Below are 25,953 nucleotides of genomic sequence, written 5' to 3' on the forward strand. Positions count from 1 at the left end.
CCCCATCTTGGGTAAAAAGTGTTTGATAATAAGCTCCATAATGAGTTTTTTATCGACACATGGGTGGAAAAAGCAATAAAATAAAGCCGCATTTTGATTCGCAATGAGTAATAGATAAAAAGGGGTATGTGATTAAAAATGAGCATAGTTAAAGTACGTAATATATTTCTAATAGGGCCTATGGGGGCTGGAAAGAGTACAATAGGCCGTACTTTGGCAAAAGAGCTCAAGCTTGAGTTCTATGATACGGACGAAGTCATTGAGGAACGTTCGGGGGCAGATATTTCCTGGATATTTGATGTTGAAGGAGAGGAAGGTTTTCGTCGGCGCGAACAAAAAATCGTTGAAGAATTGACACAAAAAAATAACATTGTTTTGGCTACGGGAGGTGGGGTTGTCATGACACCAGAAAACCGTAATGCATTGGCTGCACGTGGAACAGTGATTTATCTTAAAACATCGTTGCAGCAGCAATTTGAGCGTACCAAGCGAGATACTAAACGTCCTCTGCTGCAGACCGATGATCTGGAAAGCCGCTTGGAAATGTTGCGTGATGAGCGTGAACCATTCTACGAAGAATTAGCAGACATCAGTTTTGAAACGGATAAGTTAACTGTAAAAGCGGTGGCAAATAATATTATCAAATATATTTATGGCGAAATCTGATGTTTATCGGCAGTTGAGAATTCAACTTGCCAGCCACGATTATCCTATTTATATCGGTTGCCATTGTCTGACTGATTTGGAATTGTTGCGTCGACATGTAAAAAGCAGCCAAGTCTTGATTGTTAGCAACGAGACTGTTGCCCCACTCTACCTTAAACCACTGGAACAAGCTTTTGCGTCCATGCAATGTGATACGGTTCTTCTTAAGGATGGGGAAGCTTATAAAAATCAGCAAAGCTTGAATAAAATTTATGATGCTTTGGTTCAGTATCGTCATCATCGTGATACGACGCTGATTGCACTGGGAGGTGGAGTTATTGGTGATTTAGCGGGTTTTGCAGCGGCAACGTATCATCGAGGGGTAAGGTTTCTCCAGTTACCCACGACGTTACTTGCACAGGTTGATGCTTCCGTTGGTGGTAAAACGGCTATAAACCATCCGCTTGCCAAAAATATGATTGGGAGTTTTTATCAGCCTCATGCCGTCATTATGGATGTTGATGCGTTATCCACTTTACCAAAACGGGAATTACGCTCAGGATGTGCGGAAATGATAAAATATGGATTTATTGCAGGTGGTGAATTTTTACAACTCCTTTGCCGTTTCCTAACGGAGGGAATGGATTCTCTGACCATGGAACAATGGGCGCAGCTTATCGCGGGATGTTGCCAGATAAAGGCTCGAATTGTAGAAGAGGATGAACGGGAAACAGGTCGGCGCGCTTTGTTAAATCTTGGCCATACGTTTGCACATGCATTAGAAGCGTATACTCATTACCAGCGGTGGCGACATGGAGAAGCGGTGGCGATTGGGTTATACTGTGCCGCAGTCTTATCCTATCAGTTAGGCCACTTGGATCGTGCCAGTGTTGTGTTACTCGATTCACTATTAAGCAAGGTAAACTTACCCCGAAGAATACCGAAAGACATTGATTTATTAACATTGCATTGTTTAATGTTTAACGATAAAAAAGTATCAAACAAGTGTTTACGTTTTGTGTTGATGCGGGCACCAGGGCAGTGTTATTTGGATGATACGGTTACAGAGGACTGCCTGCGCCACGCATTAATCAGTGCTGTTGAAGGAGATATAGAATGAATGAGGGAACGGTTCGGCATGCCAAAGAATCGCCAGAGGCTCACACACACCTATTTAAGCCGTTATCTTGGGTTACAAAAATAGATTTCATAAATCAATTGATTTTGGGCACGAATGTAATGATTTCTGTGCTGGGTGAACCAGGGGGTGGAAAATCTTCTTTTATTGAGCTTTTGCAAGCAAGTCTTGATAAGCGTATTCGCACGTTCTCCATCGCCGCAACGGCTTTATTTGATCAGGCGATACTTTTATCGTATCTACAACAATCCCTGGGGGTTCAAGAAGGGACAACCTTAAGTGAACTGATAGAAAAAAACAAGAAAAATCAAGTTCATACTTTAGTCATTATTGATGATGCTCAATATTTATCTGAATCTTTTGTTGACGAGTTATTGAATGCCTTGCAGCAGCAAGGTCCTCAAGGTTATCTCCATTTTTGCCTCGTAGCCGATCGTTCGGTGACCCTATTGCTGAACAAGCTGGAGAGCAAATACAAAGACATGATTCACAGCATCGAATTGGGTCCATTGAGTGAATGTGAAACGAAGGCTTATGTGAAACACCGTTTATTATCTCACCCCGAGTTTATTACTGATGAATTGGTTAAGCAATTTCATCAATTAACGGAAGGTAAAATTGTTGGCATTAATACCCAAATGCCAAGCTTTTTCAATGTGATAAAATCTATAAACAGTAAGAAGATGTATAATAATAAGTCTTATACGCGCCTGACAATGGTTGCCGGTGCAGTATTTATAGCATTAGGCATTGCTTTTGTATTGCAGTCTAATCGTACTGCCTTGACTTCATCGCCTGAGTCTATGACTGAAGTGGTTTTGCCACTACAAGCTCAGAAATCTGTTCAGCTGGAAGAAATATTAGCAAGCAAAATACTGCCTTATGACGTGGCGGCATCCAGGCAATTTTTGCAGCCAGCCCAATTGCGTCGTGCTGAATTAATTATATCTAATGAAGAAGAAACATCTCCTACGGATAATTTTGTTGTCATGGATAAGGTGGTTGTTATTCCCAAAGTTATCCAGGCAAAGGCTGAGCGAGCAAAAACCATTGAGGCCAAAGCGCATCGGGTTCAGCAGCTTGAAGCTCCTGCGAAACAAGAAAAGCCCGCATTAGAAAATATGGCGTCTGTGCAGGAGCATTACACCATCCAATTGATTGCCAGCCATGACAGAACGAAACTGGAGCATTTTGCCCGCCTGCATCATATTACAAAGCAATCCAGAATCCTTCGTGCTCAAAAGTCTAGTGGTGTATGGTACGTTCTAACGTTTGGTGATTATAACCAGCGCGAGGTGGCCAAGCAGGCCATAGCGAAATTACCGCAAGAATTGGCAAAACTTAAACCTTGGGTACGTCCATTGTCTGACCTTCGGAATATCGGATAAGCCAGACAATATAACCAACGATAGCCAATCCTGTGTAGGTAATCATAAGCAAAGCATGAAAAGGCAATTCTTTTTGCCAATACATGAAAGCATATAATGCATCGGCTAGAAACCAAAGGAACCAAGTTGCAATCACTTTATGGCACATGAGCCATTGAGCAATGAGACTCAGTGAAGTAGTGAGTGCATCGAGTCTGGCAACAGTGGAATGTGAATGGTTGATTAACAAATAGAAAATGACTGCATAAAGTATGCTTCCTGCTGTAAGTAAATGCAGCCATTGCCTGCTGGTAAGAAACGTTAATGATTTTGGATTCTCATAAGATTTTGGAGACGTTGTCCAGTGGTACCAGCCGTAACCCGCGCTGAGGAAATAAAAGGATTCGAGGCACATATCAGCATAAATTCCTTTTTGCCAATAGAGCCATCCATTCATACTGGTTGCTAACAAAGCAATCATCCAGGCTTTGTTATTTTGGCGAATAAAATAATAGGTTGATAGTAAAGAGGCGATCGCGCCTATTAAATCATACATCATAAAGCTATTCCTTCGACGGCATTATCCGTACAGGTTCGATGGGTTTGATCTCAGCCAAGATTTCAAGGTTTTGCTAAGAGCTTGTTAACAAGCTCTAAAAAACACAATCAAATCAAAAGCACCCCAGATAATAGATTGTTAATCATGCTATTTTACTGTATTGTCATGCATCTGGGAAATTTCATCTTTTTCTGCTAGTCTTTCATCCATAAGCCTTTTCAAGGAGAGTAACATGTATAAAAAGGTATTATTTGCAACCGATTTTGATGAAATTGGAATCAATGCGGCCCATAAAGCTAAAAAAATTGCCGATGAAAATAAAGCAGAGTTAATCCTTGTTCATGTGGTTGAACCAATACCGGCTTATGCTTACCCTGGTTTTGCTGGTTTTGCCGAGGTAGAAGTTTCTATACGTGAACAGGCGGAAAAAGAACTTAATCACTTGGCTGACCGTTTAAAGATTGATGAAAAAAATCGATTTCTTGAATTTGGCTCCACAAAAAATGAAGTATTGCGTGTTGCTGAAGAAAACAAGGTGGATCTGATTGTTACAGGAAGCCATGGCAAACATGGGTTGGCATTATTACTTGGTTCGACGGCTAACGCCATTTTACACGGCGCACAATGTGATGTGTTAATTGTACGACCACCCAAAGAATAGGCTTTTGGAGTCTATTCTAATGTTCATTATGTTTCGTAATTAGAAACATACTCGGTATAATTGGTTCTTTTTTTGTTGTTCGTTAGGATGAAATTACTGCGAGGTATACAGAACATACCAGAGTTTGCTGCTGGAACGGTTGCAACCATAGGAAATTTTGATGGTGTACACCTTGGCCATCAGGCTTTGCTGCAACAATTACGTGCCCAGGCAGATTTCATGCAACTGCCTTTGCTGGTAGTATTGTTTGAACCGCAGCCGAATGAGTATTTTCACGGGGATAAGGCACCTGTTCGTCTTTCTAGTTTGCGGGAGAAGTTACATCGTTTGCGCCACTTTGGCGTAGATTTTGTTATCTGCCTTAAGTTTAACCAAACATTATCGTTGATGTCTCCTGTTGAATTTGCTGAGCGCATTATATTTTCCCTTCTTAACGTTAAATTATTGTTGATCGGCCATGATTTTCATTTTGGCAGTAATCGTGAAGGTGATGTAAATCTACTCAAGCAATTGGCAAGCCACCAAGCGTGTAACGTGCAGATTTTTTCTGATTTTACGCTGGAGAATGAGCGTGTAAGTTCAACAAGAATAAGGCAGGCATTACAGTTTAATCATCTAAAGCATGCTGCCGAATTATTGGGACGACCCTATAGTCTATGTGGTCGTGTGATAAAAGGAGATGGTCGAGGTCGGCAATGGAACATTCCAACGGCAAATTTGAGCATGCACCGGCCGAGCTTGCCTTTTAAAGGTGTTTTCTGCGTGCAAGTAAAAAGGCCAGGAAAATCCTTGTTATTTGGCGTGGCAAATCTTGGTTGTAGACCGACGGTGGACGGAAGTAAAAATATACTGGAAGTTCATTTGCTAAACTTCGATGAATCACTGTATGGTGAGGTATTGGACGTCTTTTTTTTGTATAAGTTGCGAGAGGAAATCAAATTTTCCTCATTGGATGCTTTGTTAGCACAAATTCGCAAGGATATTGCGGCAGCAAAAAAATATTTTAGTGAACACAATGAACATTTGACTTTTACAGAGTAGAACTTGATGGCTGATTATAAAGACACATTAAATTTACCGCATACTTCTTTTCCAATGAAAGCAAATCTTGCTCAGCGGGAACCGCAAATGTTGATTGAATGGGATGAGCAAGCCATTTATGAGAAAATTCGGATGGCTAGGCAGGGTGGAAAGCGTTTTATACTTCACGATGGGCCACCTTATGCAAATGGGCATTTGCACTGTGGCCATGCCTTAAATAAAATTCTTAAAGACATCATCATCAAATCAAAATCATTGAGTGGTTATGATGCACCCTTTAAGCCAGGATGGGATTGCCATGGCTTACCGATTGAACTGAATGTTGAAAAAAAAGAAGGTAAAGCTGGGGTTAAAATAAGTGCTGGCGAATTTCGCTATAAATGTCGTGAATATGCGGCGGGGCAAATTGATATTCAAAAGAAAGAATTTAAACGTCTTGGTGTATTTGGAGATTGGGATCATCCTTATGCGACCATGGATTATGCTTACGAAGCTAATATAGTTCGTGCATTGTCTAAAATCATTGAAAATGGTCATCTTCAACAGGGCTTTAAACCAGTGCACTGGTGTATTGACTGTGGTTCAGCACTGGCAGAAGCGGAAGTAGACTATGAAGAAAAAACCTCACCATCGATTGATGTTGCTTTTTTCGCGTTGGAATCAGAGCACTTTCTTGCAAAAGTGGCTCGTGGTTTACCGCGGAAACCATTTATTGTTCCAATATGGACAACAACGCCATGGACGCTGCCAGCCAATGAAGCCGTTTGCTTGCATCCTGAATTAGACTACGCTGTGGTTGATGATGGTCATCGCTATTTCTTGGTTGCCCTTGAACTGGTTGAAATGGTCATGGGGCGATATGGAATTGAGAAATTTACCATATTAGGTCGCGGGAAGGGGACAACGTTTGAACAAATGATGCTGAAGCATCCATTTGATGCCCGTCAAGTGCCTATCGTTCTTGGTGAACATGTGACTACTGATTCTGGAACGGGTTGTGTGCATACTGCTCCTGCACATGGTCCGGATGATTATCTTGTGGGCAAACGTTACGATTTACCGCTTATTAATCCAGTGATGGGAAATGGTTGCTATGCGGAGGATGTGTCGAGGTTTGCTGGCTTGCACGTCTTTAAAGTAAACAATCAGATAGTGGATTTGTTAAGAGAACGAGAGGTACTGCTTCATGAGGAAATGACGCGCCATAGTTATCCTCATTGTTGGCGGCATAAAACTCCAGTCATATTTCGGGCAACGCCGCAATGGTTTATTGCAATGGATAAAGCTGGTTTGCGTCACCATCTCCTTGAACAGATTGAAAAAGTCAATTGGGTTCCTGACTGGGGGAAGGCTCGCATACGTTTGATGGTTGAAAATAGACCTGATTGGTGTATTTCAAGACAGCGAGCGTGGGGTACTCCCATTCCATTATTCGTTCATAAATCAACTCGGGACTTGCATCCTGATACAACCGTCCTGTTGGAGAGGATTGCTAAACGTATTGAGCAACATGGGATCGATGCCTGGTTCGACTTAGATACGACTGAATTTCTAGGCGAGGACGCTGCTCATTATGAGAAGATAAACGACACGCTTGATGTGTGGTTTGACTCCGGCGTATCGCATTTTTGTGTGCTCAAGCATGAACTGGGTTTTCCGGCTGACGTTTATTTTGAAGGATCTGATCAGCATCGTGGCTGGTTTAACTCATCACTGACAACGGCGGTTGCGATGTATGGTGCACCACCTTATAAAACCGTGTTAACGCATGGTTATACGGTCGATGCTGAGGGCAAAAAACTTTCAAAATCAAAGGGAAATTACGTTGCTCTGGATAAACTGATCGAGCAGCATGGTGCCGACATTCTACGTCTTTGGGTTTCATCAACGGATTATCGCAATGAAGTCAGCATTTCAGATGAGATCATCAAACGCAATGCAGATGCGTATCGACGCATTCGTAATACGGCACGGTTTTTGTTGGCCAATTTATTTGATTTTGAACCACAGCATGATTGTGTGTCTGCCGATAATTTGGTTGAGCTGGATCAATGGGCCATCGCTAAATGTCGTCAATTGCAAGAAGAAATTATTGTGGCTTATGAACAGTATCACTTTCATGTGATCTATCAAAAAATTCATAATTTTTGTGCTGTTGACATGGGAAGTTTTTATCTTGATATCATCAAAGATCGGCAATACACAGCGCCGGTAAATAGCAACGCTCGGCGTTCTTGCCAGACGGCCATGTATCACATTATCCAGGCTTTAACACGTTGGTTGGCGCCAATTTTGTCATTTACCGCTGAAGAAATCTGGAAAGTTGTTCCAGGCGAACAAGGTGAATCTGTTTTTATTGAAGAATGGTATGCTGATTGGCCATTGCTCTCGGGTTTGTCAATGAATGAGTGGCAACGGTTGCAGGCCATTCGTGATGAAGTCAATAAGGCGTTAGAAAATAAGCGTAAAGAAGGTGTGATCGGTTCAGCGCTGGAGGCTGAAGTCATTTTGTTTGCTGATGAGGCTACCTATCCACTCTTGGCGCGCCTGGGTGATGAGTTACGATTTTTGTTGATTACTTCCGCGGCTGAAGTGCATGATTTTAAATCGCGTGCTGCGGATACTGTATTAAACGAAGAACTGGGTGTAGCAATTCAAGTGCAAGGTAGTACTCATGCTAAATGCACTCGCTGTTGGCATCGTCGTCCAGAAGTAGGTGAAGATATAAAACATCCCGAATTATGCCAACGCTGTATAGGTAATATTAGTGGTGATGCTGAATTGAGGCAATTTGCATGAGAAAATGGCCTTGGTTTTTATTAAGTCTTTCGGTGATTTTGCTCGATCAGGGAAGTAAATATTGGGCATTACATAATTTGTCTTTTTATCAACCGTTGCCTGTTATGCCGATGCTGAATTTGACATTAGCCTATAATACTGGGGCGGCATTCAGTTTTTTAAGCGGTGCTGGTGAGTGGCACCGTTGGTTTTTTGCTGGATTTAGTCTTTTAATGAGTATAGCGTTGACGATTTGGATTCTGCGAAGTGCTTCTTCGGCTTTGTTGCAATTGATGGCTTTAAGCCTGATTCTTGGTGGTGCATTGAGTAATTTGATTGATAGAGCTACTCTTGGACATGTGATTGATTTTATTGATGTTTATTATAAAAATCATCACTGGCCAATTTTTAATATTGCAGACAGTGCCATTTGCCTTGGTGCAGGCTTGCTGTTTATCGATTTATTTAAAAATCGCTAGGTTCTGTAAAATTTTTGTTCAAAAATCTCTGAGCGTTAAACGGTTTCCAAAGTAGGTAATTGTTTACTTTCAGGATTTAGAATGCTGACCGCTGCAACTGCTGGGAGATTAAAAAAATGCTCTGCTTCTTCCCATTCAATTTCTGCAGGAAATAAACGTAATAATGGCAAGCATTTATTTAATAAAGTACAAAATGTTAAGCTTGCAGGATATGGCCTGACGTGGTGGCATCCGAGGGACATGGCATGCATGGCTTCCGAAAGGGTAGCAACACCGGGCAGATAGTTGATTGAATAAACATTAGCGGTTTGCGCGATGGCTGGCATAAATCCTGGGCTGGTAACAAAATCCACCCCAGCTTGATGGCAATTTTCCAATTGTTGCGTGTCGATGATATTTCCTGCACCAATACGAAGATTAGGAAAATCATGCAGAACGGTGGTTAACAGAGCAGAATCAACGCTATTGATTTCAACGACGGAAAATCCGGCTTCTGTAATATGGCGAAGTTTATCATATAGAAGGCCATCGACATCAAGCGTAATAATAATTGATTGGTTGCCAGCCAGTTTATCGATTATCATGGTCTGTTCACTAACATGCTGCAATGTTCTGACATGTTAGAAGACTTGCTATAACTTGGCAAGTCTTCTATAAAGTTTTCTTGATTGTCTCCTGGCTGCAGGTAGCGCTGGGTAGTGCGAAGCAATATCCGTTGAATCATGCAAAAAAACCTGGTTACCGTTTGCGCGTTAACCAGGCTACGATTTCTACTGAGGTAACCTGGAGATCGCACGAAGTGATATCCGGGTCATCATGTTGCTTTCTTTATCGACCACTGAACGGATTGGTGGATAAAGGATCAGGCCTCGGTGCAGCGGTGTGCTCTTTGTCAGCGTCTAATATTGGTTTGCCAAGACCTGCTGCAAATCGTTCCATGGTCGTTTGCAAAGTGCTCAGTATTCCTCGAGGCACGGGTACCTTCATCAATGCTTGCCAGGTTTGATCTGGGATTGGTTCACCAGCCTTTAGTTTCGCTAATTGAAGTTGCATCTTGTGATTTGGCACTTTCTGTAACACATCGATGACTTCTTGTGGCAGAGCATGTCTTACAGGCTGCAGCACTTTTGTCACTTGAGCATGAGCGGGACTCGCTGCAGTTTTTGCCGACGTGGTTGGCAATGGCGTCATTCTGGGAGGAGTTGGTGACATGGGTGAGGATGATAAACCTCTTGAAGGTTGTGGTTGTTGACCCGGCGTTGCCTGTGCCTGTTGCTCTAGAGTCGCTTGATTTGCGCGTTCTGCCTGAATTTTTGCCACGGCATTGGCAAACTCCATGACTTTTTGCACTTGGAGTTGTTGTTTTTGCAAAACAACATCTTTGTGGCGGTTATTTTCTTGATGTTCCAGTCTGCTATTATGTTGGATGAGGTGTTTCACGGTGACACGCTCTTCTGGACGTAAACGTTTACAGGCTTCATGGGCTGTCTGTTTTTCATCTGTTGATAAATCCCTTATATCCTGTCCTTGCTTGATAAGATAAAATTTTCCTTCATGCTCAACGAGTTGTTCTTTTTTCTTTCGCAGATCTTCAGCCATGTCTTTAGGAAGAACCAGTTCGGCTTTATCCACCGACGATACGAGCTCACCATCGCGCGCGCAAAAGACTTTTTCGCCATTAAGCACCGATTTTAAGTCTTTTAAAGCGGCAATATGCAAGTTATCGGCGGTACTTTCTTCAATCTTTGCTCGAGCCGCTTCAAGTAAAGGTCTTCCTAAAAACTCTTTCTCGACCAGTCCCTCGTCAATATGTCTTTGCTCTACAAATCCGTCATGCATGCTTTCATCTACAAGTCTTTGTATTTGTAAGGCATTGGTTTCCATTTTCTGAGTAAAAGCGGCAATTTGCCGATCAATGTCTGCATGAAGAGATGGCTTTTCTTCATCTTTTAGAGCATGGAGGTCTCTGCCGTTTAATAAAGTATGGATCTCTTCTTCTGCACTGGTGACTCTTGTTGCATAATTCAAATATTTTGAGACAATTTGTTCAGTCTTTGCTTCAAGGACATTCATTTCCTCATCTAATGTTTCCAATTCTTTTAATGAATTGGCCAATTGAGCTCTATATGGTGCAAGTCTCGCCTCGTAATCAGCGGCGGTAGGAGTAGGTGAAGCAGTACTGGCTTTTTCAATTGTTCTTTCCTCTTGCAGGAGCTTATCGATTTCTTCCTGAATTCGTTCTTTTAGTTCTTGTGCTTTTGCATCACGTTTACTCAGAAAATACAGCAGAAGAAAAGCCATTAATCGATGCCGCCTGATTTCTTCATCACGTAATTGTTGTTGTAATTCTTGTTGCAAGGCAATTGTTTCTGCTATTTGAGCACCAATGACTTCTTTTGTTGTTTCACCAGCGGGTGATTTTAAAAAGGCAACAAGCTGTTCCGGATTTTTAAAACCATATTGGCTTGCATAACGGGCGATTAAACCAGGGGAAGTCCTTTCGGCTTTCAATCGCTCAGATTTGTTAGCGGCTGCATCTTCGCGGATTCCGGCTTCCACTTTAGCAAACCATTGCTCAAGATGTGTTGCTGTAAGTTCAACTTTACGTCCATTTTTAGTTTCCAGCCATACTCCTTCCGATGGGGCGTGTCGATGCGTTGCGGCACTTGTGGACGTTGGATGTGTTGGTGACCGTTTGACCATGAATAGACCCCTTTGAAAATATTATTATTAAGTATACATGAAAAAATTGTATATATAAAAATCATGTTGTTTTAAATGTGTTGCCACCAAAGGGACTCACTCATTTACCAACATTGAGCGGCATTGCCTGTTGGTGTGCCTGCAGGACCAGTTGTGATGCCTTTGACACCTAATTGGTTTAGGGTTAATGTTTGGCAGAGCGTATCCAACGTTGCCTGTGTGCTTACAGGGATGGCTTGCAAAGTGTAGGTACTGCCGGTTGCACTGCTTATCGATAAAGAATACCAGCCTTCCGGAGACGTGTTGGAACTGAGTACATCCGTCGCATTACCTGTGCCAATGGTTGCGGTTTGATAGGTATGATGTTCGGAATAATAACGTTCCATGCGACTTGCTAAATCTAATAAAGCAGATTGCCCATCACTACGCCGCGCGCGGGTAACATAATCTTGATAGGTTGGATAAGCAATGCTGGCAAGAATGCCAACAATTGCCATGACGATCAACAATTCAATTAGCGAAAATCCTTTCTTCACTCTATATGTCCTCAAGCTTCATTCTGTCTTTATATTATGAGTTGCTTGCATGGTTTGCAATGAAATAACAGTTTCAGAGGGACGACGCATGAAAAAATACTTGGTTTCTACGTCTGCAGTTTATCGGCGTAATCCAATATAGAAACACAACGCATTTCGTCCCAGCCTAGCGACTCTGAAGACAGGTTCTGATAAAATGAGCCATAAAATGGCTACAAATTTTACGACACAATCAAGTATTTGGTGAATGTAAAATTTTAAGATAACAATGTTTTAAATCAACTGGATTATTATTGATGAGATCGTATTGCGGGTATATTGCCTTGGTTGGACGGCCGAATGTGGGTAAATCTACCCTTCTTAATCGAATTTTACAGCAAAAAATAAGTATTACGTCACGTAAACCGCAAACAACAAGACACAGCATTCTAGGAATTCGTACGGAAGGAGAGAGTCAATTCATCTATGTTGACACGCCTGGAATCCACCAAGGTGTAAAGAAGACCATAAATCGACTGATGAATAAAACGGCAGTTAGTGTGTTACGTGATGTGGATGCCATTGTTTTTCTCATCGATGGCTTGCATTGGAAAGAGGAAGATGAATACGTATTGGAGCTGGTAAAAAAGGTGAATGTACCTTGTTTTTTAGTGGTCAATAAAGTAGATAAGATTGCGGATAAGAAGACGTTATTGCCAAAACTGCAAGAACTAAGCCAACTTTATAAGTTTACTGCAATTATTCCTCTATCTGCAAAAACAGGCACTGGCGTAGATTCATTGCAGCAACAGTTGAAAACTGTTTTACCAGAAGGGCCCCATTTATTTAGTGGCGATCAATTGACGGATCGTTCCACTCGTTTTTTGTGCGCAGAATTAATTCGCGAAAAAATTTTCCGTCTTTGCGGCCAGGAACTGCCTTATTCCACAACGGTAGATATTGAGGCGTTTCAAGACGAAGGTTCTCTTGTACGTATCCATGCCCTGATCTGGGTGGATAAAGAAAACCACAAGCGCATGATTATTGGTGATAGAGGGAGTAAACTAAAAGAAATTGCCAGTAGTGCTCGCCTGGACATAGAAAAACTATTGAATAAAAAAGTGTTTCTGCGTTGTTGGTGCAAGGTCAAATCAGGGTGGTTGGATGACGAACGTTTATTAAAGCAATTAGGTTATGATCATTGAGGCGCTGCATGCTTGGGTGTTACATAAGCGATGGATAGGCGATACGAGCGCTCAGGCTACGTTTTTTACATTCGAACAGGGGATTATTACCTGTCTATATCGAGGAGGACGCACGCCCAAAAAACAATCCTTGTTGCAAGAATTTACACCTTTATGGGTGGCTGTTAACCAGCGCGGCGATCGCTACTACATTCGGCAGATTGAAATTGTGGCAGCGACGATACAGTTTACAGGGCACAATCTCTTTGCAGCCCTGTACATGAATGAATTGCTTTATTATTTTTTGTGCCCAAATGATGAATATCCGGAACTTTATAAAGCTTATGAATCTGTATTAAAGACACTGACTGCCGTGAATAGTCGTTTTGGCGTAGAGACAGTTTTAAGACGTTTTGAATGGCAGCTGCTTGTTTCTTGTGGCTATCAGATGTCTTTAACCCATGACGTGGATGGTCGGCCTATCTTGGCGGATAGACAATATCAACTGTTGGATGGTCATGGTTTTATGGCAGTGGGAAAAGGAATTTTGGGACAGCATATTCTTGCTTTTTCGCAGGATAGATTTACTGATGTGGCGACGTTAAAGGCGGTAAAATGGATAATGCGTCGAGCGATTGACTTTGCTTTGGACGGGAGAGCAATTAAAGCGCGAGAGCTGTATAAAAATAATTTAAGGAATGTGAGCATAGAATAATGGTGAATGATGAAAAAAGAGATACTACTAGGGGTTAATATTGATCATATTGCAACCGTGCGTCAGGCGCGTGGTACTCGTTATCCTGACCCCGTGCAAGCGGCAATAGAAGCCGAAGAAGCAGGCGCTGATGGCATTACCATACATTTACGCGAAGACAGGCGTCATATACAAGACCGAGATGTACGCTTAATCAAAGACGTATTACAGACAAGGATGAATCTTGAAATGGCAGTGACGAAATCTATGCTGGATTTTGCTGAGGAAGTGCTGCCTGCCCATGTTTGCTTTGTGCCAGAAAAACGACAAGAGCTGACGACGGAAGGTGGTCTTGATGTGATGAGTCATTATGAAATGGTGGCAGAGGCTGTAAAAAGAATGAAAGCTACATGCAGTGAAGTCTCTTTGTTTATTGACCCTGATATCAAACAGATTGATGCGTCTCTAGCTACAGGCGCTCAAGCCATTGAACTTCACACGGGTTGTTATGCAGAGGCTCTAACAAATGAAGCGCAAAGGGAAGAATTGCAGCGGATTAGACAAGCGGCTGAGTATGCTGCTAAGCTGGGATTAATTGTCAATGCGGGCCATGGCTTGCATTATCATAATGTTAAACCCATTGCCAGTATTAATGAATTGAATGAATTGAATATTGGTCATGCGATCATTGCCAGGGCATTGTTCTGTGGCTTAAAAGAAGCCATAAGAGTGATGCGGCAGCTGATGCAGGAAGCAAGATAGAAACACCACTTATACGAGATTATGTCAATGACTGATGCGATTGTTATCCGCTTTACGGGTGATTCTGGCGATGGTGTGCAATTAGTTGGCGAGCAGCTGACCATCACTGCAGCGCTGGCGGGGCATGATGTGCGTACGTTGCCTGATTTTCCCGCGGAAATTCGTGCACCTGCTGGAACAGTCGCTGGCGTATCGGGTTTTCAGCTGGCCATGGCGGAGCAGGCTGTATTTACTGCTGGAGAAACGTTAGATGTCTTGGTGGCACTGAATCCTGCCGCATTAAAAAACTCTTTGCAATACCTGGAGCACGATGGATTATTGATTGTTAATGAAGACAGCCTGCAAACAAAAGACTGGGAAAAAGCAGGACTTAGCCCGGCGTTTTTGCAGGATGTTCAACAGCAATACCAAGTGCTCTGCTTACCCTTGATCACCAATACCTTACAGGCTGTGGAAGCATTGGGTTTAAGCCACGCCCAGGCAAAAAAAACAAAAAACTTTTATGTACTGGGGCTGGTTTTATGGTTATTTGATTTGCCTTTTGAACATTGTCTTGCTTTTATTGCCAAAAAATTCAAATCAACACCACAGATAGCCAAAGCGAATGAGCTGACTTTACTTGCTGGTTATAATTATGCGATGACTCTGGAGTTAAGTCGTCGTCAGTATATGTTAGGGCAGGTGAATCGGCAGCCCGGGGATTATCGTCAAATCACCGGGGTTGAAGCGGTCGCTTTGGCGGTTGCCACGGTGGCAGTAAGCACGCATACGCCGATATTGGTTGCAGGATATCCCATCACGCCAGCATCGGCAATTTTACAAGAATGTGCACAATTGGCAGAGTTTGGCGTGAATCTTTTGCAAGCGGAAGATGAAATTGCAGCCATTTGTGCCTGTATTGGAGCAGCTTTTGGTGGACGTTTGGCTTTAACCTGTACCTCGGGTCCTGGTATGGATTTGAAGAGTGAAAGTCTTGGATTGGCAGTGATGACCGAGTTGCCATTGGTATTGGTTGATGTACAGCGTGCTGGACCATCCACAGGCATGCCGACTAAAACGGAGCAAAGTGATCTGCGTCAGGCGATGTATGGTCGGCATGGCGAGGCGCCTTTACCAGTGTTGGCGGCAGTTTCTCCAGCGGATTGTTTTGTAACGATCATTGAGGCGTTTAATATCGCCATTAAGTATATGACGCCTGTGATTGTTTTATTGGACGCTTTGCTCGCAAACGCGGCAGAACCATGGCAAATTCCTAATTTGCGGTCATTAAATTTACCGGTTCTTGATTTTAATCGGTTTCCTAAACCTTATCAAAGAGATGATTCTTTAAGTCGAAGCTGGAATATTCCTGGTACACCTGGATTCATCCACCAATTGGGTGGATTAGAAAAAGAAGGCGAGGACGGGCATGTTAGTTATGATGCGAGCAACCATCAAAACATGGTGGCATTGCGAGCAAAAAAAATAACAACGATTGCTCATGAATATGCACCAGTGTGTGTTGAAGGTGATTCGAATGCATCTACCCTGCTCATCGGCTGGGGTAGCACGTATGGAAGCCTTAAATCTGCTTGCAGGCAATGTCACCAGGAAGGTATACCGGTAGCATTGATGCAATTGCGTCACTTGTATCCTCTGCCGAGCGAACTGGGTGATGTTATGAAAAGCTATCAACGTATCCTCGTTGCTGAGCTCAACACAGGCCAGTTATGTGATGTGCTACGGGCGACGTATTTGGTGAATATACAGCCTATTCTTCAATGCAATGGGCAGCCATTTACCACGAGCTATCTTGTGGATGCCATTAAGGCACATATTGGAATAGCTAACCATGAATAAAATGAATTACACGCGTAACGACTTTGCCAATACAAATGAAGTTCGCTGGTGCCCAGGATGTGGCGATTATGCCATTTTGGCGGCATTGCAACGTGTTTTACCCGAGCTTGGTTTACCGCCGGAAAAACATGTATTCGTATCTGGAATTGGTTGTGCCGGCCGGCTTCCTTACTACATGAATACTTATGGGCTCCATACGATTCATGGCAGGGCAACGGCTATAGCGACGGGGTTGAAAGCACTGCGCGATGATTTATGCGTATGGGTCATCACAGGGGATGGAGATGCTTTAAGCATCGGCGGTAATCATTTGATTCATTGCTTACGTCGTAATGTCGATATCAATATTTTATTGATTAATAATCAGGTCTATGGATTAACAAAAGGTCAATTTTCACCAACCTCTCAACAAGGACAAGTGACAAAAACATCACCGATGGGCGTTGCCGTCCAGCCTATGAATCCACTGGCTTTGGCATTGTCAGCCGGAGCCGGTTTTGTGGCTCGTGCGGTCGATAAAGATCCTAGCCATTTGGCGGACGTTCTTAAAAGAGCCTATGAACATAAGGGATGTGCATTCATTGAAATTTATCAGGATTGCAATATTTTTAATCGCGGGGCATTTGATGAGTTTGCATTAAAAGCCAATCGCTCGCAAAATACATTAGTGCTGAAGGAAGGATTTCCTTTGTTGTTTGGCGAAGAGCATGAATGTGGATTAGCATTAGTGAATGACATGTTGCAGCGAGTTGATGCCCGGGAAGCAAGTAACTATCAACATGATTCTTCCAATTTTCTTGCAGCCATGCGTCTTGCCTGCCTGACTTATCCTGAGTACCCAGTGCCTTTAGGGGTTTATTATCAGACGCAAAGGTCGTTGTTTAGCCTAAATGGTGCGTTTAAAAAATCTGAAAAGGATTTAGAAGCGCTCTTTCGCACAAAGGCAAGTTGGCAACAACAGTAAGTATTCAGGTTGATTTACCTGCTGAAATGAAATGTCAACAGGCCCTAATATTTTATGAGAAAAAATGACACGTTGTCTTTTAAAAAAGACAACGTGTCATGGCACTCAATCGCGGCCAGAAAAGGCACTTAACAGGTTCAATAAACTGATGAACAAATTGTATATTGAAACAAATAGCGTGACCGTCGCTGAAATGTAATTTGTCTCGCCGCCATGAATGATTGCACTGGTTTGCAAGAGAATCACACCTGACGAAATTAATACAAATGCGGCGGAAATTCCAAGATACAAGGCTGGAATTTGCAGAAATAGGTTAGCAATCATTGCCAGTAGAGCAACCATAACGGCAACAAAGAGGAACCCTCCTAGGTAGCTGAAGTCCTTACGCGTGGTTAAGGCGTATCCTGATAAGGCAAAAAAGATTAAGCCAGTACCGCCCAGTGCAGTTGCAACAATTTGCGGACCATTTGAAAAATTTGCAATGTAAAAATTCAAAATAGGCCCTATTGCATAACCCATAAACCCCGTAAAGGCAAAGACACTTACAAGCCCAAGAGCACTATTTCTGAGCGCATTGGTGAGAAACATCAAACCATAAGCACCAACAATAAAAAGTAAAGGGTTAAGCGGTCGTGCGTTTATTGCAAACGAAGTATAAGCAGTCAATGCGCTGAAAAGAAAGGTCATGCCCAGTAATAGGTAGGTATTGCGTAATACCTTATTTGTGGCAAGAACGGATTCTGTTCTGCGGCTTAACACGGAAACGTCATTTCTGTTCATGTGTAACTCCAGATGATTTATAGTCTATTTTAGCATAGATAAGGGCATTTTGTTACGATATCAAGTCTAGCGGGATGAGTTCATGTTGACAAGTATGTTTTAACCCAGAAAACTTTATGTTGAATACATGGCGTATTGCAGTTACCTGATAGAAGTGCCAAGTTTTGATTATTAAAAAATCAAGTGTAAACAAACCCTAAAACCGACTAATTAAATTAGAGGATTATCATGTCTCGTGTTGCGGTGATTCAAATGACCTCATCGGCCAATGTAAAAAACAATCTGAATCAACTGTCTGAATTGTCTGCCAATGCTTGCGATAAAGGAGCTCAATTATTGGTTTTACCTGAAAATTTTGCTTTTATGGGTATGAAGGAAAGCGATAAATTTCGGGTTGCTGAAGACTATGGCCAAGGTGAGATCCAACAAACCATCAGCGAGCTTGCCAAACGCTACCAACTATGGATTATTGCGGGTACTCTTTTATTGAAGAGTGGTGGTGATCGTTTGAAAGCGGCTTGCCTGGTTTATGATGATCAAGGTGCTGTGGTTGCGCGTTATGATAAAATTCATTTGTTTGATGTGCGTGTGTCTGAACGGGAGGCACATCAGGAATCTTTAACCATTGAACCAGGCAATGATGTCGTTGTTGTAGCTACGCCGATAGGGCGAGTTGGTTTGAGTGTCTGTTATGACTTGCGTTTTCCGGAATTATATCAACAATTAGTAGTAAAAGGGGCTGAATTGTTCACTGTGCCATCGGCGTTTACCGCATTGACTGGTAAGGCGCATTGGGAAGTGTTATTACGGGCACGAGCCATTGAGAATTTGTGTTATGTTCTTGCAGCGAACCAAGGTGGGAACCATGAAAATGGCAGGCATACTTATGGCCATAGTATGATTATTGAGCCTTGGGGAAGTGTTTTAAGTAAACAACAAGAGGGTATTGGGGTCATCGTGGCGGATATTGACTTACAGCGATTGCATCAGGTACGTCAAGCGTTTCCCTGCCTTGATCATCGTGTATTATAAGATACATTTACATAGGTAGATTTTATGAAGTTAACTGCATTGGCTATTGCCAAAGATATTTTGTTAAAACCTGCTGCCTTAGATGAGTCTGGAATAGAGAAGTTGATTCATTCTATGATGAAGCATCCTATTGATGACGCTGATCTTTATTTTCAAAGTTGCAGTTATGAATCCTGGTATCTGGAAGATTCACAGGTAAAAAGTGGCAGTTACTCCATTGATCGTGGTGTTGGGATTCGTGCCGTCAGTGGTGAAAAGACAGGATATGCTTATTGCGATGATATTTTGTTGCCGGCGATGGAGCGGGCAGCGGATGCTGCGCGTTCCATCGCTTTTACGGGTGGAAGAACAATGCCTGCTATCAAAGTGGCTACAGCCCCTGTGATTCGCTATGCTGGAGTAAACCCTATTGATGGCATGAGCAAACAGGAAAAAATCGCTTTGCTTGAATCGATTGATAAGGAAGCAAGAAGCCTTGATCCCAGAGTGATTCAGGTTAATGCCTCACTCAGTGGATGTTATGAAGTGGTTATGGTTGCTGGTATGCATAGTCCAATGATTGCCGATATCAGACCGTTGGTAAGCATTAATGTCAGTGTAATTGTTGAGCAAAATGGACGCCGAGAGTCCGCTCGTTCTGGTGGCGGTGGTCGGGTGGGCTATTCGTTTTTTCTGGAACAGGAAAGAGCACTGGAATATGCACGGGAGGCAGTGCGGGAAGCATTAGTAAACCTTGAAGCAGAGGATGCTCCGGCTGGAATGATGCCGGTGGTATTAGGTCCAGGTTGGCCTGGCGTTCTGCTTCATGAAGCGGTAGGGCATGGATTGGAAGGCGATTTTAACCGTAAAGGCCTGTCTGCCTTTTCTGGACGATTGGGGGAGCGTGTGGCTGCCTCTGGCGTTACGGTTGTTGATGATGGTACGCTTGAAAATCGTCGTGGTTCACTCACTATGGATGATGAGGGTACTCCCACGCAATGTACCACTTTAATTGAGAATGGTGTGTTGGTGAATTATATGCAAGACAAACTAAACGCGAGATTAATGGGCATGCAACCCACTGGTAATTGTCGTCGGGAATCCTACGCCCATGTGCCCATGCCAAGGATGACGAATACTTATATGTTGGCAGGCCCGCATGATCCAGAGGAAATCATACGTTCCGTACAGAATGGTTTATATGCGGTTAATTTTGGTGGAGGGCAAGTTGATATTACTTCTGGACAATTTGTATTTTCAGCCAGTGAAGCTTATCTTATCGAGAATGGTCGTGTAACAAAGCCAGTGAAGGGGGCAACCCTAATTGGCAACGGCCCTGATGTGATGAAAAAAATAAGTATGGTAGGGAATGATTTGAAGCTTGATGGTGGAATTGGTGTATGTGGCAAGGATGGTCAGTCAGTGCCGGTTGGTGTCGGACAACCGACGTTGAAGATTGATGCGTTAACGGTTGGGGGAACCCGATAGTATTTGGATATTTTCCCTAAAATGAACTTTTTATGGAAACAGAAGGCCGGCCTTGATTGAGGAGAAAACGGATGGCATCAGGTTCATTAGCACATTCAATTTGTCATGTATTATTAAAGCATGAACAACAAGATGGCAAACGCATTTATTTACGACAACCCAAGGGAGGAGTTTGGCATGAATTCACATGGGCTGAGGTCATGCGTCAGGCACGCCAGGTTGCACGGTTTTTGCAGACGTTAGGGCTTAAAAAAGGCGCGCACGTAGCTATTTTTTCTAAAAACTGCGCTGAGTGGTTTATCGCAGATTTTGGTATTAGTTTGGCTGGAATGGTCAATGTACCGTTATTTTCTAATCAGCATGAAAATAGTATTGAATACGTGCTTGAACATGCGGAAGTGAAGCTGGTATTTGTTGGCAAATTAGATAAACCTCTTGAAACGCGCCGTTATATTCCCGAACGTCTAACGACGATTAGCTTTGATTATCATACTAATTTACATACGACTTATCGTTGGTCGGATGTGCTGGCCAGTGAGCCGCGGGAAGACATTGTTTTTCCAGAAGCTGGTGATGTTTACACAATTATTTATTCTTCTGGAACCTCTGGTACTCCGAAAGGCGCAGTATACACGCATGAAGCGATTGCGAATTATTTGGCTATTTTCCCTGCCGATATAAGGCGGATGACCGATTTGGAGCATCATCATCTCCTGTCGTACTTGCCGCTTGCGCATGTGTATGAACGTTCGGCAATTGAACTGGGAAGCCTTGCGATTGCCTGCGATGTTTCTTTCGTTGAAAGTCTGGAAATATTTGCCGAGAACTTGCGGGAGGTGAAGCCGACTCTTTTTGCGGCGGTTCCCAGAATTTGGGGTGTGTTTCAACATAAAATTGAGCAAAAACTGCCGCCAATACTTTTAAGAAGCCTGTTGAAGATTCCCTTTCTTTCCGGGTTTATCAAAAACAAAATTAAACATCAGTTGGGTTTGCAATGTTCAAGAGGGAATATCTCCGGAGCATCACATCTGCCAACCGGTATCAGTGACTTTTTTGACAAACTGGGGATTCCTATTCAGGAAGGGTATGGACAGACGGAAAATTTTGCTTATGCAACGCTGTCGTTATTGCAAGAGCGAAGACTGGGCTATGTGGGTACGCCGCGACTTCAAGTCGAGATAAAGCTTGATGACAATCATGAACTGTTGATGAAATGTCCTTGTCTTATGGTTTGTTATTATAAAGATAAAGAAGCCACAAAGAAGGCATTTACGGAAGACGGCTGGCTGCGCACAGGCGATATTGTGGATATTGATGCTAGACAGCGAGTTAAAATATTGGGTCGCCTATCAGAAAATTTCAAGAATCAGAAAGGTGAATTTATTGCGCCCACACCGATAGAAAAAAATTTTTCAACCAATCCAATGATCGAGCATTTGTGTTTGGTGGGGCAGGAGCTTGAAAGCAATGTTCTTTTAGTGTCATTGAATCAACAAGCCCGCAAACAGCCAAAACAGGAGGTCATAGAAAGCCTGCAAAAAATGTTGCGTACCGTCAATACTGAATTAAAGAGTTATGAAAAAATCAGCCATATTTTGCTGGTTCTGGAGGAATGGACCACGGAAAATGATTTGCTGACGCCTACCCTGAAAGTGAAACGACGTGTCGTGGAAGAGCGATATCAGAATTTTATTCACAGGGCGATCGAACAATCCGAGCCGATTGTATGGGAATAATTACCCTTGCTTCATCAACTTAGCTAATAAGGTGCTAATCTCCTGAATTCGTTCTTCATGAGTTGTGCCGTCTAATATAAATTTCAGCCGGGTTGGTCCTTCCATTTGATAACGTTTGGCATGAAGCTGAATCAAATGAATTAAGGTGCCTGTATCGATATTAGGGGATTCGAGAAATTCTATTTTGCCGCTTTGTGCTGAAGCATGAAGGCGGGCTATGCCTAATTTGGCCGCCAATAATTTAAGCTCGGTTATTAATAGCAAGTGCTTGACGGATGAGGGCAGCAGTCCAAAGCGATCAATCATTTCAACTTGTAAGTCGCGTAATTGCAATGTATCTTTGGCATTGGCAATTCGTTTATACATAATTAATCTTGTATGAATATCAGCTATATAATCTTCAGGAATAATGGTACTTAAACGAAGGTCAATGTCTGGACCTGGATGCATCGGTGCAGACAATTCAGGGGTTTTGCCTTCTTTTAAATCATGAACAGCTTTATCCAGCATTTCCATGAATAAATTAAAGCCAATGGCATGAATATTGCCGCTTTGTTCTTCACCCAGCAATTCGCCTGCACCACGTATTTCAAGATCATGGGTGGCTAAAGTGAATCCTGCCCCTAAGTCTTCTAAAGACACAATCGCTTCCAGACGTTTGATGGCGTCCGGTGTTAACAGTTTTTCATCCGGTGTCAGTAAATAGGCATAGGCTTGATGATGAGAACGGCCAACCCGGCCGCGCAGCTGATGTAACTGTGCCAGTCCAAATTTATCCGCTCGATCAATAATAATGGTATTGGCCGTTGGTATGTCGATGCCTGTTTCAATGATGGTGGTGCAGACCAGGACGTTAAAGCGATGATGATAGAAATCCGACATAATACGCTCAAGCTCGCGTTCCCGCATTTGGCCATGGGCACTGCGAATGTTGGCTTCAGGTACCAGAGTTTGGATGTCCTGACAGACACGCTCAATGGTTTGTACGTTGTTGTGTAAAAAAAACACTTGTCCGCCGCGAAGGATTTCTCGCAGGATAGCCTCACGCAGTACTAAATCATTTCTTTCCTGCCAAAAGGTTTTAATGGCCAATCGTTTGGCGGGTGGTGTGGAGATTAGGGAAATGTCACGAATACCGGCCATGGCCATATTTAAGGTGCGTGGGATGGGGGTTGCTGTCATGGACAGGATATCTACATGGGTACGTAAGGATTTAATATGTTCTTTTTGTTTTACGCCAAAACGATGTTCTTCATCGATGATTAATAAACCAAGATCACGGAATTGGATGTCACGCTGAAACAGCTTATGAGTGCCAATGACGATGTCGGTTCGTCCATTTTTTAGGGTCTCAATGACCTGTTCTGTTTCTTTCCCACTACGGAAACGGGATAATAATTCAATATGAACAGGAAATTCGGCAAAACGATCGCGAAAGGTTGTAAAATGCTGAGCAGCAAGAAGTGTTGTAGGGACTAGCACGCAGACTTGCTTACCATTTTGCACAGCAATGAAAGCGGCTCTCATGGCTACTTCAGTCTTACCAAATCCAACATCACCGCAAATTAACCGATCCATGGGGCGAGAGGAATGCATGTCTTCGATGATTTGCTGAATGGCCTGCTGTTGATCGGTGGTTTCTACAAAAGGAAAACCACTGACAAAACGCTGGTAGTCCTTTTTAGGTAATTGATAAACATGGCCAGGTTTTGCTTCTCTTTTCGCATAGATATCTAATAATTCAATGGCGACATCATGAATTTTTTCCGCAGCTTTTTTCTTTTCTTTTTGCCACTGTTCTGTTCCTAGGCGATGCAGCGGGGCATGCTCGGCGTCTGTGCCTGTATAACGGCTGATGAGATTCAGTGAGGTGACAGGAACATAAATTTTATCGTCTCCGGCATAGGCAAGCACTAAAAACTCGTTGGTATTGCCGCCACTTTCAATCGTTTGTAAGCCTTGATATCGTCCCACACCAAACTGTAAATGAACAACCGGTGCACCAATTCTAAGCTCTGCCAGATCACGAATGATAAGATCGGGGTCGATGTTTTTTTGCGAGCCCCGTCGCTGAGGAATACTTTGTTCACCGAATAGTTGCGATTCGACAATAATGGAAATGGCAGAATCTATCAACTCGGCGCCATAGATCAGTGGCCCAGTTATCAAATTAATTGATGCGTCATCTTGAATGAAGTTAGACCATGAGGTTTGTATTTTAGGCGAAATATTGCTTTGTTTAAGCAAATCCAGCAAGACTTCCCGGCGGCCGGCGCTTTCTACGACGAGTAAATAACGACGCCCATGGTTTGAAATAAAATCAGCGAGGCGATTCAACGGCTCTTCGCTTTGTCGTTCTATCGGCAAGGAGGGTCCTTGACTTACATTAAAATTAAATGCCCCTTTTTTTTCAGTGGGCTTATGTTGAATTCTTAACGATTGGTGGCGTTTTACTCGGGCGAGTAGTTCGGTTGGATTTAAAAAACAATCGGTTGGTCTGAGAATGGGGCGAATAATATCATGGCGGCGTTGCTCGTATCGAGCATTTACTTCCTGCCAGAATTGTTCGGCTTGCTCAGCAACGGTCTCAATCAAACAGATTGTGGCATCCTGAGGTAAATAATCAAAAAATGTGACGGTTTCTTCAAAAAAAAGAGGCAGGTAATATTCAATGCCGCTGGGATATTGATGATTACTGATCGCTTCATACACGGGACATTGACTGGGATTTCCTGTGAATTGCTCGCGAAAGGCGCGGCGAAAATGGGTAATGCTTTGTTCGTTTAAAGGAAATTCGCGTGCTGGTAACACCTGAATTTGGTTTATTTTGGCGATGGTTCGCTGCGTTTCAGGATCAAATTGACGCAAGCTGTCAATGACATCATCAAATAATTCAATGCGAAAAGGAGTTTGACTGCCCATCGGATAAAGATCAATCATAGCTCCGCGTATGGCAAATTCGCCATGCTCTAATACCTTATTGACACAATGATAGCCTGCCTGTTGTAGTTGCTGTCTGAATAACTCAACATTTAAAGTTTGGTTTTCTTGGAGAGCTAGCGCATATCGATTTAAAAATTGTGGAGGGCATAATCGATGCATTAAGGTGCTGGCAGCACTGATGATGATCGCATTGGCGGTATGTTGTAGACGGCTTAAACAGTATAGGCGTTCGGAAATGATGTCCTGATGTGGTGAAAATTGATCGTAGGGAAGTGTTTCCCAATCAGGAAACATTAATATCTCTGGTGCCTGTTTTTTTGCTTCAAGAAAAAAACCAAGCTCTGCCTGAAGCTGGGCCGCACTAAAATTGTCCGGGGTAATAAGCAGCTTTATTCCAGAATGGTATTGACTGTGTTCAGCCAATACCAAAGAGAGGCTGCTGCCGTACAGTTGCCCCCAGACTTGCCTTGAATGGGGATTTTCAGGAAGTAAGGTTGTTTTAATCATGACTAGTAGTAACTCATTTTTAGGGGGAGAGTATATCGGTTAAATGATGTATCTTGTAGTCTGCATGATGCAGATGTGTTATTTATAGTTTATTTTTTATGCACAATGCGTAATATTTGCATTTCTATGATAGAATGATGACCGTGATAGAGTATCATT

21 protein-coding genes are annotated in these 25,953 nt (G+C 42.8%); 15 read left to right on the top strand and 6 right to left on the bottom strand.

Annotated features, from left to right (window positions below; all coding sequences use genetic code 11):
- Positions 1 to 138: 138 nt before the first annotated feature.
- Genes aroK through E1O52_RS02445 form a run of 3 tightly spaced genes read left to right on the top strand, consistent with a single transcriptional unit; the run spans position 139 to position 3,171 of the window.
- Positions 139 to 666, top strand: coding sequence for a shikimate kinase AroK (aroK, locus tag E1O52_RS02435; protein ID WP_133127116.1), 528 nt, complete (start codon positions 139 to 141; stop codon positions 664 to 666).
- Positions 653 to 1,765 (top strand): 3-dehydroquinate synthase, encoded by a 1,113-nt coding sequence (gene aroB, locus E1O52_RS02440; RefSeq protein ID WP_133127117.1) that lies wholly within the window; start codon positions 653 to 655, stop codon positions 1,763 to 1,765. The genes aroK and aroB overlap by 14 nt, the downstream gene beginning before the upstream one ends.
- The gene (locus E1O52_RS02445; protein ID WP_133127118.1) at positions 1,762 to 3,171 is read left to right on the top strand and encodes an AAA family ATPase; all 1,410 of its coding nucleotides are present in this window, start codon (positions 1,762 to 1,764) and stop codon (positions 3,169 to 3,171) included. Before aroB ends, E1O52_RS02445 begins: the two co-directional genes overlap by 4 nt.
- Here the strand turns inward: E1O52_RS02445 and pnuC are convergent.
- Positions 3,125 to 3,709 (bottom strand): nicotinamide riboside transporter PnuC, encoded by a 585-nt coding sequence (gene pnuC, locus E1O52_RS02450; protein WP_133127119.1) that lies wholly within the window; start codon positions 3,707 to 3,709, stop codon positions 3,125 to 3,127. The genes E1O52_RS02445 and pnuC overlap by 47 nt on opposite strands.
- A gap of 232 nt (positions 3,710 to 3,941) precedes the next feature.
- Here pnuC and E1O52_RS02455 point away from each other — a divergent pair, with 232 nt between their 5' ends.
- The 4 genes from E1O52_RS02455 (at position 3,942) to lspA (ending at position 8,668) form a co-directional block, all read left to right on the top strand.
- Positions 3,942 to 4,370 carry a universal stress protein gene (locus E1O52_RS02455; RefSeq protein ID WP_133127120.1) on the top strand — a complete coding sequence of 143 codons (429 nt, stop codon included), beginning with the start codon at positions 3,942 to 3,944 and terminating at the stop codon, positions 4,368 to 4,370.
- Positions 4,371 to 4,457: 87 nt separating this feature from the next.
- Positions 4,458 to 5,411: a bifunctional riboflavin kinase/FAD synthetase gene (ribF, locus tag E1O52_RS02460; protein ID WP_133127121.1), complete on the top strand. Its 954-nt coding sequence runs from the start codon at positions 4,458 to 4,460 to the stop codon at positions 5,409 to 5,411.
- Between the two features lie 6 nt (positions 5,412 to 5,417).
- Positions 5,418 to 8,210, top strand: coding sequence for an isoleucine--tRNA ligase (ileS, locus tag E1O52_RS02465; protein ID WP_133127122.1), 2,793 nt, complete (start codon positions 5,418 to 5,420; stop codon positions 8,208 to 8,210).
- Positions 8,207 to 8,668: a signal peptidase II gene (lspA, locus tag E1O52_RS02470; protein ID WP_133127123.1), complete on the top strand. Its 462-nt coding sequence runs from the start codon at positions 8,207 to 8,209 to the stop codon at positions 8,666 to 8,668. Before ileS ends, lspA begins: the two co-directional genes overlap by 4 nt.
- 35 nt (positions 8,669 to 8,703) lie before the next feature.
- Here lspA and E1O52_RS02475 read toward each other — a convergent pair whose 3' ends face one another.
- The 3 genes from E1O52_RS02475 to E1O52_RS02485 all read right to left on the bottom strand — a co-directional run bounded on the left by E1O52_RS02475 (position 8,704) and on the right by E1O52_RS02485 (position 11,907).
- Positions 8,704 to 9,252: a bifunctional 4-hydroxy-2-oxoglutarate aldolase/2-dehydro-3-deoxy-phosphogluconate aldolase gene (locus E1O52_RS02475; protein WP_133127124.1), complete on the bottom strand. Its 549-nt coding sequence runs from the start codon at positions 9,250 to 9,252 to the stop codon at positions 8,704 to 8,706.
- A 244-nt stretch (positions 9,253 to 9,496) separates the two neighbouring features.
- Positions 9,497 to 11,371: a hypothetical protein gene (locus tag E1O52_RS02480; RefSeq protein WP_133127125.1), complete on the bottom strand. Its 1,875-nt coding sequence runs from the start codon at positions 11,369 to 11,371 to the stop codon at positions 9,497 to 9,499.
- A 104-nt stretch (positions 11,372 to 11,475) separates the two neighbouring features.
- A complete protein-coding gene (locus tag E1O52_RS02485; protein WP_278043911.1) occupies positions 11,476 to 11,907 on the bottom strand; it encodes a type IV pilin protein in 432 nt (143 codons plus the stop codon).
- A 296-nt stretch (positions 11,908 to 12,203) separates the two neighbouring features.
- Here E1O52_RS02485 and era point away from each other — a divergent pair, with 296 nt between their 5' ends.
- The 5 genes from era to E1O52_RS02510 are packed head-to-tail and all read left to right on the top strand — an operon-like array spanning position 12,204 to position 17,329.
- Positions 12,204 to 13,091, top strand: coding sequence for a GTPase Era (gene era / locus E1O52_RS02490; protein ID WP_133127127.1), 888 nt, complete (start codon positions 12,204 to 12,206; stop codon positions 13,089 to 13,091).
- Positions 13,081 to 13,785 (top strand): DNA repair protein RecO, encoded by a 705-nt coding sequence (recO, locus tag E1O52_RS02495; RefSeq protein ID WP_207384157.1) that lies wholly within the window; start codon positions 13,081 to 13,083, stop codon positions 13,783 to 13,785. The genes era and recO overlap by 11 nt, the downstream gene beginning before the upstream one ends.
- A gap of 9 nt (positions 13,786 to 13,794) precedes the next feature.
- Positions 13,795 to 14,526 carry a pyridoxine 5'-phosphate synthase gene (pdxJ, locus tag E1O52_RS02500; RefSeq protein ID WP_133127213.1) on the top strand — a complete coding sequence of 244 codons (732 nt, stop codon included), beginning with the start codon at positions 13,795 to 13,797 and terminating at the stop codon, positions 14,524 to 14,526.
- Between the two features lie 21 nt (positions 14,527 to 14,547).
- On the top strand, positions 14,548 to 16,365 hold the full coding sequence (locus tag E1O52_RS02505; protein WP_133127128.1) for a 2-oxoacid:acceptor oxidoreductase subunit alpha: 1,818 nt from the start codon (positions 14,548 to 14,550) through the stop codon (positions 16,363 to 16,365).
- The gene (locus tag E1O52_RS02510) at positions 16,358 to 17,329 is read left to right on the top strand and encodes a 2-oxoacid:ferredoxin oxidoreductase subunit beta (protein WP_133127129.1); all 972 of its coding nucleotides are present in this window, start codon (positions 16,358 to 16,360) and stop codon (positions 17,327 to 17,329) included. The genes E1O52_RS02505 and E1O52_RS02510 overlap by 8 nt, the downstream gene beginning before the upstream one ends.
- A gap of 105 nt (positions 17,330 to 17,434) precedes the next feature.
- Here E1O52_RS02510 and E1O52_RS02515 read toward each other — a convergent pair whose 3' ends face one another.
- A complete protein-coding gene (locus tag E1O52_RS02515) occupies positions 17,435 to 18,109 on the bottom strand; it encodes a Bax inhibitor-1/YccA family protein (RefSeq protein WP_133127130.1) in 675 nt (224 codons plus the stop codon).
- Between the two features lie 228 nt (positions 18,110 to 18,337).
- Here E1O52_RS02515 and E1O52_RS02520 point away from each other — a divergent pair, with 228 nt between their 5' ends.
- The 3 genes from E1O52_RS02520 (at position 18,338) to E1O52_RS02530 (ending at position 22,344) form a co-directional block, all read left to right on the top strand.
- Positions 18,338 to 19,141, top strand: coding sequence for a carbon-nitrogen hydrolase family protein (locus tag E1O52_RS02520; RefSeq protein ID WP_133127131.1), 804 nt, complete (start codon positions 18,338 to 18,340; stop codon positions 19,139 to 19,141).
- 24 nt (positions 19,142 to 19,165) lie between these two features.
- The gene (gene tldD / locus E1O52_RS02525) at positions 19,166 to 20,608 is read left to right on the top strand and encodes a metalloprotease TldD (RefSeq protein WP_133127132.1); all 1,443 of its coding nucleotides are present in this window, start codon (positions 19,166 to 19,168) and stop codon (positions 20,606 to 20,608) included.
- A gap of 71 nt (positions 20,609 to 20,679) precedes the next feature.
- On the top strand, positions 20,680 to 22,344 hold the full coding sequence (locus E1O52_RS02530; RefSeq protein ID WP_133127133.1) for an AMP-binding protein: 1,665 nt from the start codon (positions 20,680 to 20,682) through the stop codon (positions 22,342 to 22,344).
- Here the strand turns inward: E1O52_RS02530 and mfd are convergent, their stop codons facing one another.
- Positions 22,345 to 25,794, bottom strand: coding sequence for a transcription-repair coupling factor (mfd, locus tag E1O52_RS02535; protein WP_133127134.1), 3,450 nt, complete (start codon positions 25,792 to 25,794; stop codon positions 22,345 to 22,347).
- Positions 25,795 to 25,953 lie beyond the last annotated feature (159 nt).

The organism is Legionella nagasakiensis, assembly GCF_900639915.1.
Lineage (GTDB): Bacteria > Pseudomonadota > Gammaproteobacteria > Legionellales > Legionellaceae > Legionella_A > Legionella_A nagasakiensis.

Bases quoted from the DNA above. Each gene is read 5' to 3' on its own strand.
- E1O52_RS02475 (WP_133127124.1), bottom strand. From the start codon at position 9,252: ATGATAATCGATAAACTGGCTGGCAACCAATCAATTATTATTACGCTT.
- E1O52_RS02480 (WP_133127125.1), bottom strand. From the start codon at position 11,371: ATGGTCAAACGGTCACCAACACATCCAACGTCCACAAGTGCCGCAACG.
- E1O52_RS02455 (WP_133127120.1), top strand. From the start codon at position 3,942: ATGTATAAAAAGGTATTATTTGCAACCGATTTTGATGAAATTGGAATC.
- aroK (WP_133127116.1), top strand. From the start codon at position 139: ATGAGCATAGTTAAAGTACGTAATATATTTCTAATAGGGCCTATGGGG.
- lspA (WP_133127123.1), top strand. From the start codon at position 8,207: ATGAGAAAATGGCCTTGGTTTTTATTAAGTCTTTCGGTGATTTTGCTC.
- E1O52_RS02510 (WP_133127129.1), top strand. From the start codon at position 16,358: ATGAATAAAATGAATTACACGCGTAACGACTTTGCCAATACAAATGAA.
- mfd (WP_133127134.1), bottom strand. From the start codon at position 25,794: ATGATTAAAACAACCTTACTTCCTGAAAATCCCCATTCAAGGCAAGTC.
- ribF (WP_133127121.1), top strand. From the start codon at position 4,458: ATGAAATTACTGCGAGGTATACAGAACATACCAGAGTTTGCTGCTGGA.
- pnuC (WP_133127119.1), bottom strand. From the start codon at position 3,709: ATGATGTATGATTTAATAGGCGCGATCGCCTCTTTACTATCAACCTAT.
- E1O52_RS02530 (WP_133127133.1), top strand. From the start codon at position 20,680: ATGGCATCAGGTTCATTAGCACATTCAATTTGTCATGTATTATTAAAG.
- tldD (WP_133127132.1), top strand. From the start codon at position 19,166: ATGAAGTTAACTGCATTGGCTATTGCCAAAGATATTTTGTTAAAACCT.
- ileS (WP_133127122.1), top strand. From the start codon at position 5,418: ATGGCTGATTATAAAGACACATTAAATTTACCGCATACTTCTTTTCCA.
- aroB (WP_133127117.1), top strand. From the start codon at position 653: ATGGCGAAATCTGATGTTTATCGGCAGTTGAGAATTCAACTTGCCAGC.
- recO (WP_207384157.1), top strand. From the start codon at position 13,081: ATGATCATTGAGGCGCTGCATGCTTGGGTGTTACATAAGCGATGGATA.
- E1O52_RS02505 (WP_133127128.1), top strand. From the start codon at position 14,548: ATGTCAATGACTGATGCGATTGTTATCCGCTTTACGGGTGATTCTGGC.
- E1O52_RS02515 (WP_133127130.1), bottom strand. From the start codon at position 18,109: ATGAACAGAAATGACGTTTCCGTGTTAAGCCGCAGAACAGAATCCGTT.
- E1O52_RS02520 (WP_133127131.1), top strand. From the start codon at position 18,338: ATGTCTCGTGTTGCGGTGATTCAAATGACCTCATCGGCCAATGTAAAA.
- E1O52_RS02445 (WP_133127118.1), top strand. From the start codon at position 1,762: ATGAATGAGGGAACGGTTCGGCATGCCAAAGAATCGCCAGAGGCTCAC.
- pdxJ (WP_133127213.1), top strand. From the start codon at position 13,795: ATGAAAAAAGAGATACTACTAGGGGTTAATATTGATCATATTGCAACC.
- era (WP_133127127.1), top strand. From the start codon at position 12,204: ATGAGATCGTATTGCGGGTATATTGCCTTGGTTGGACGGCCGAATGTG.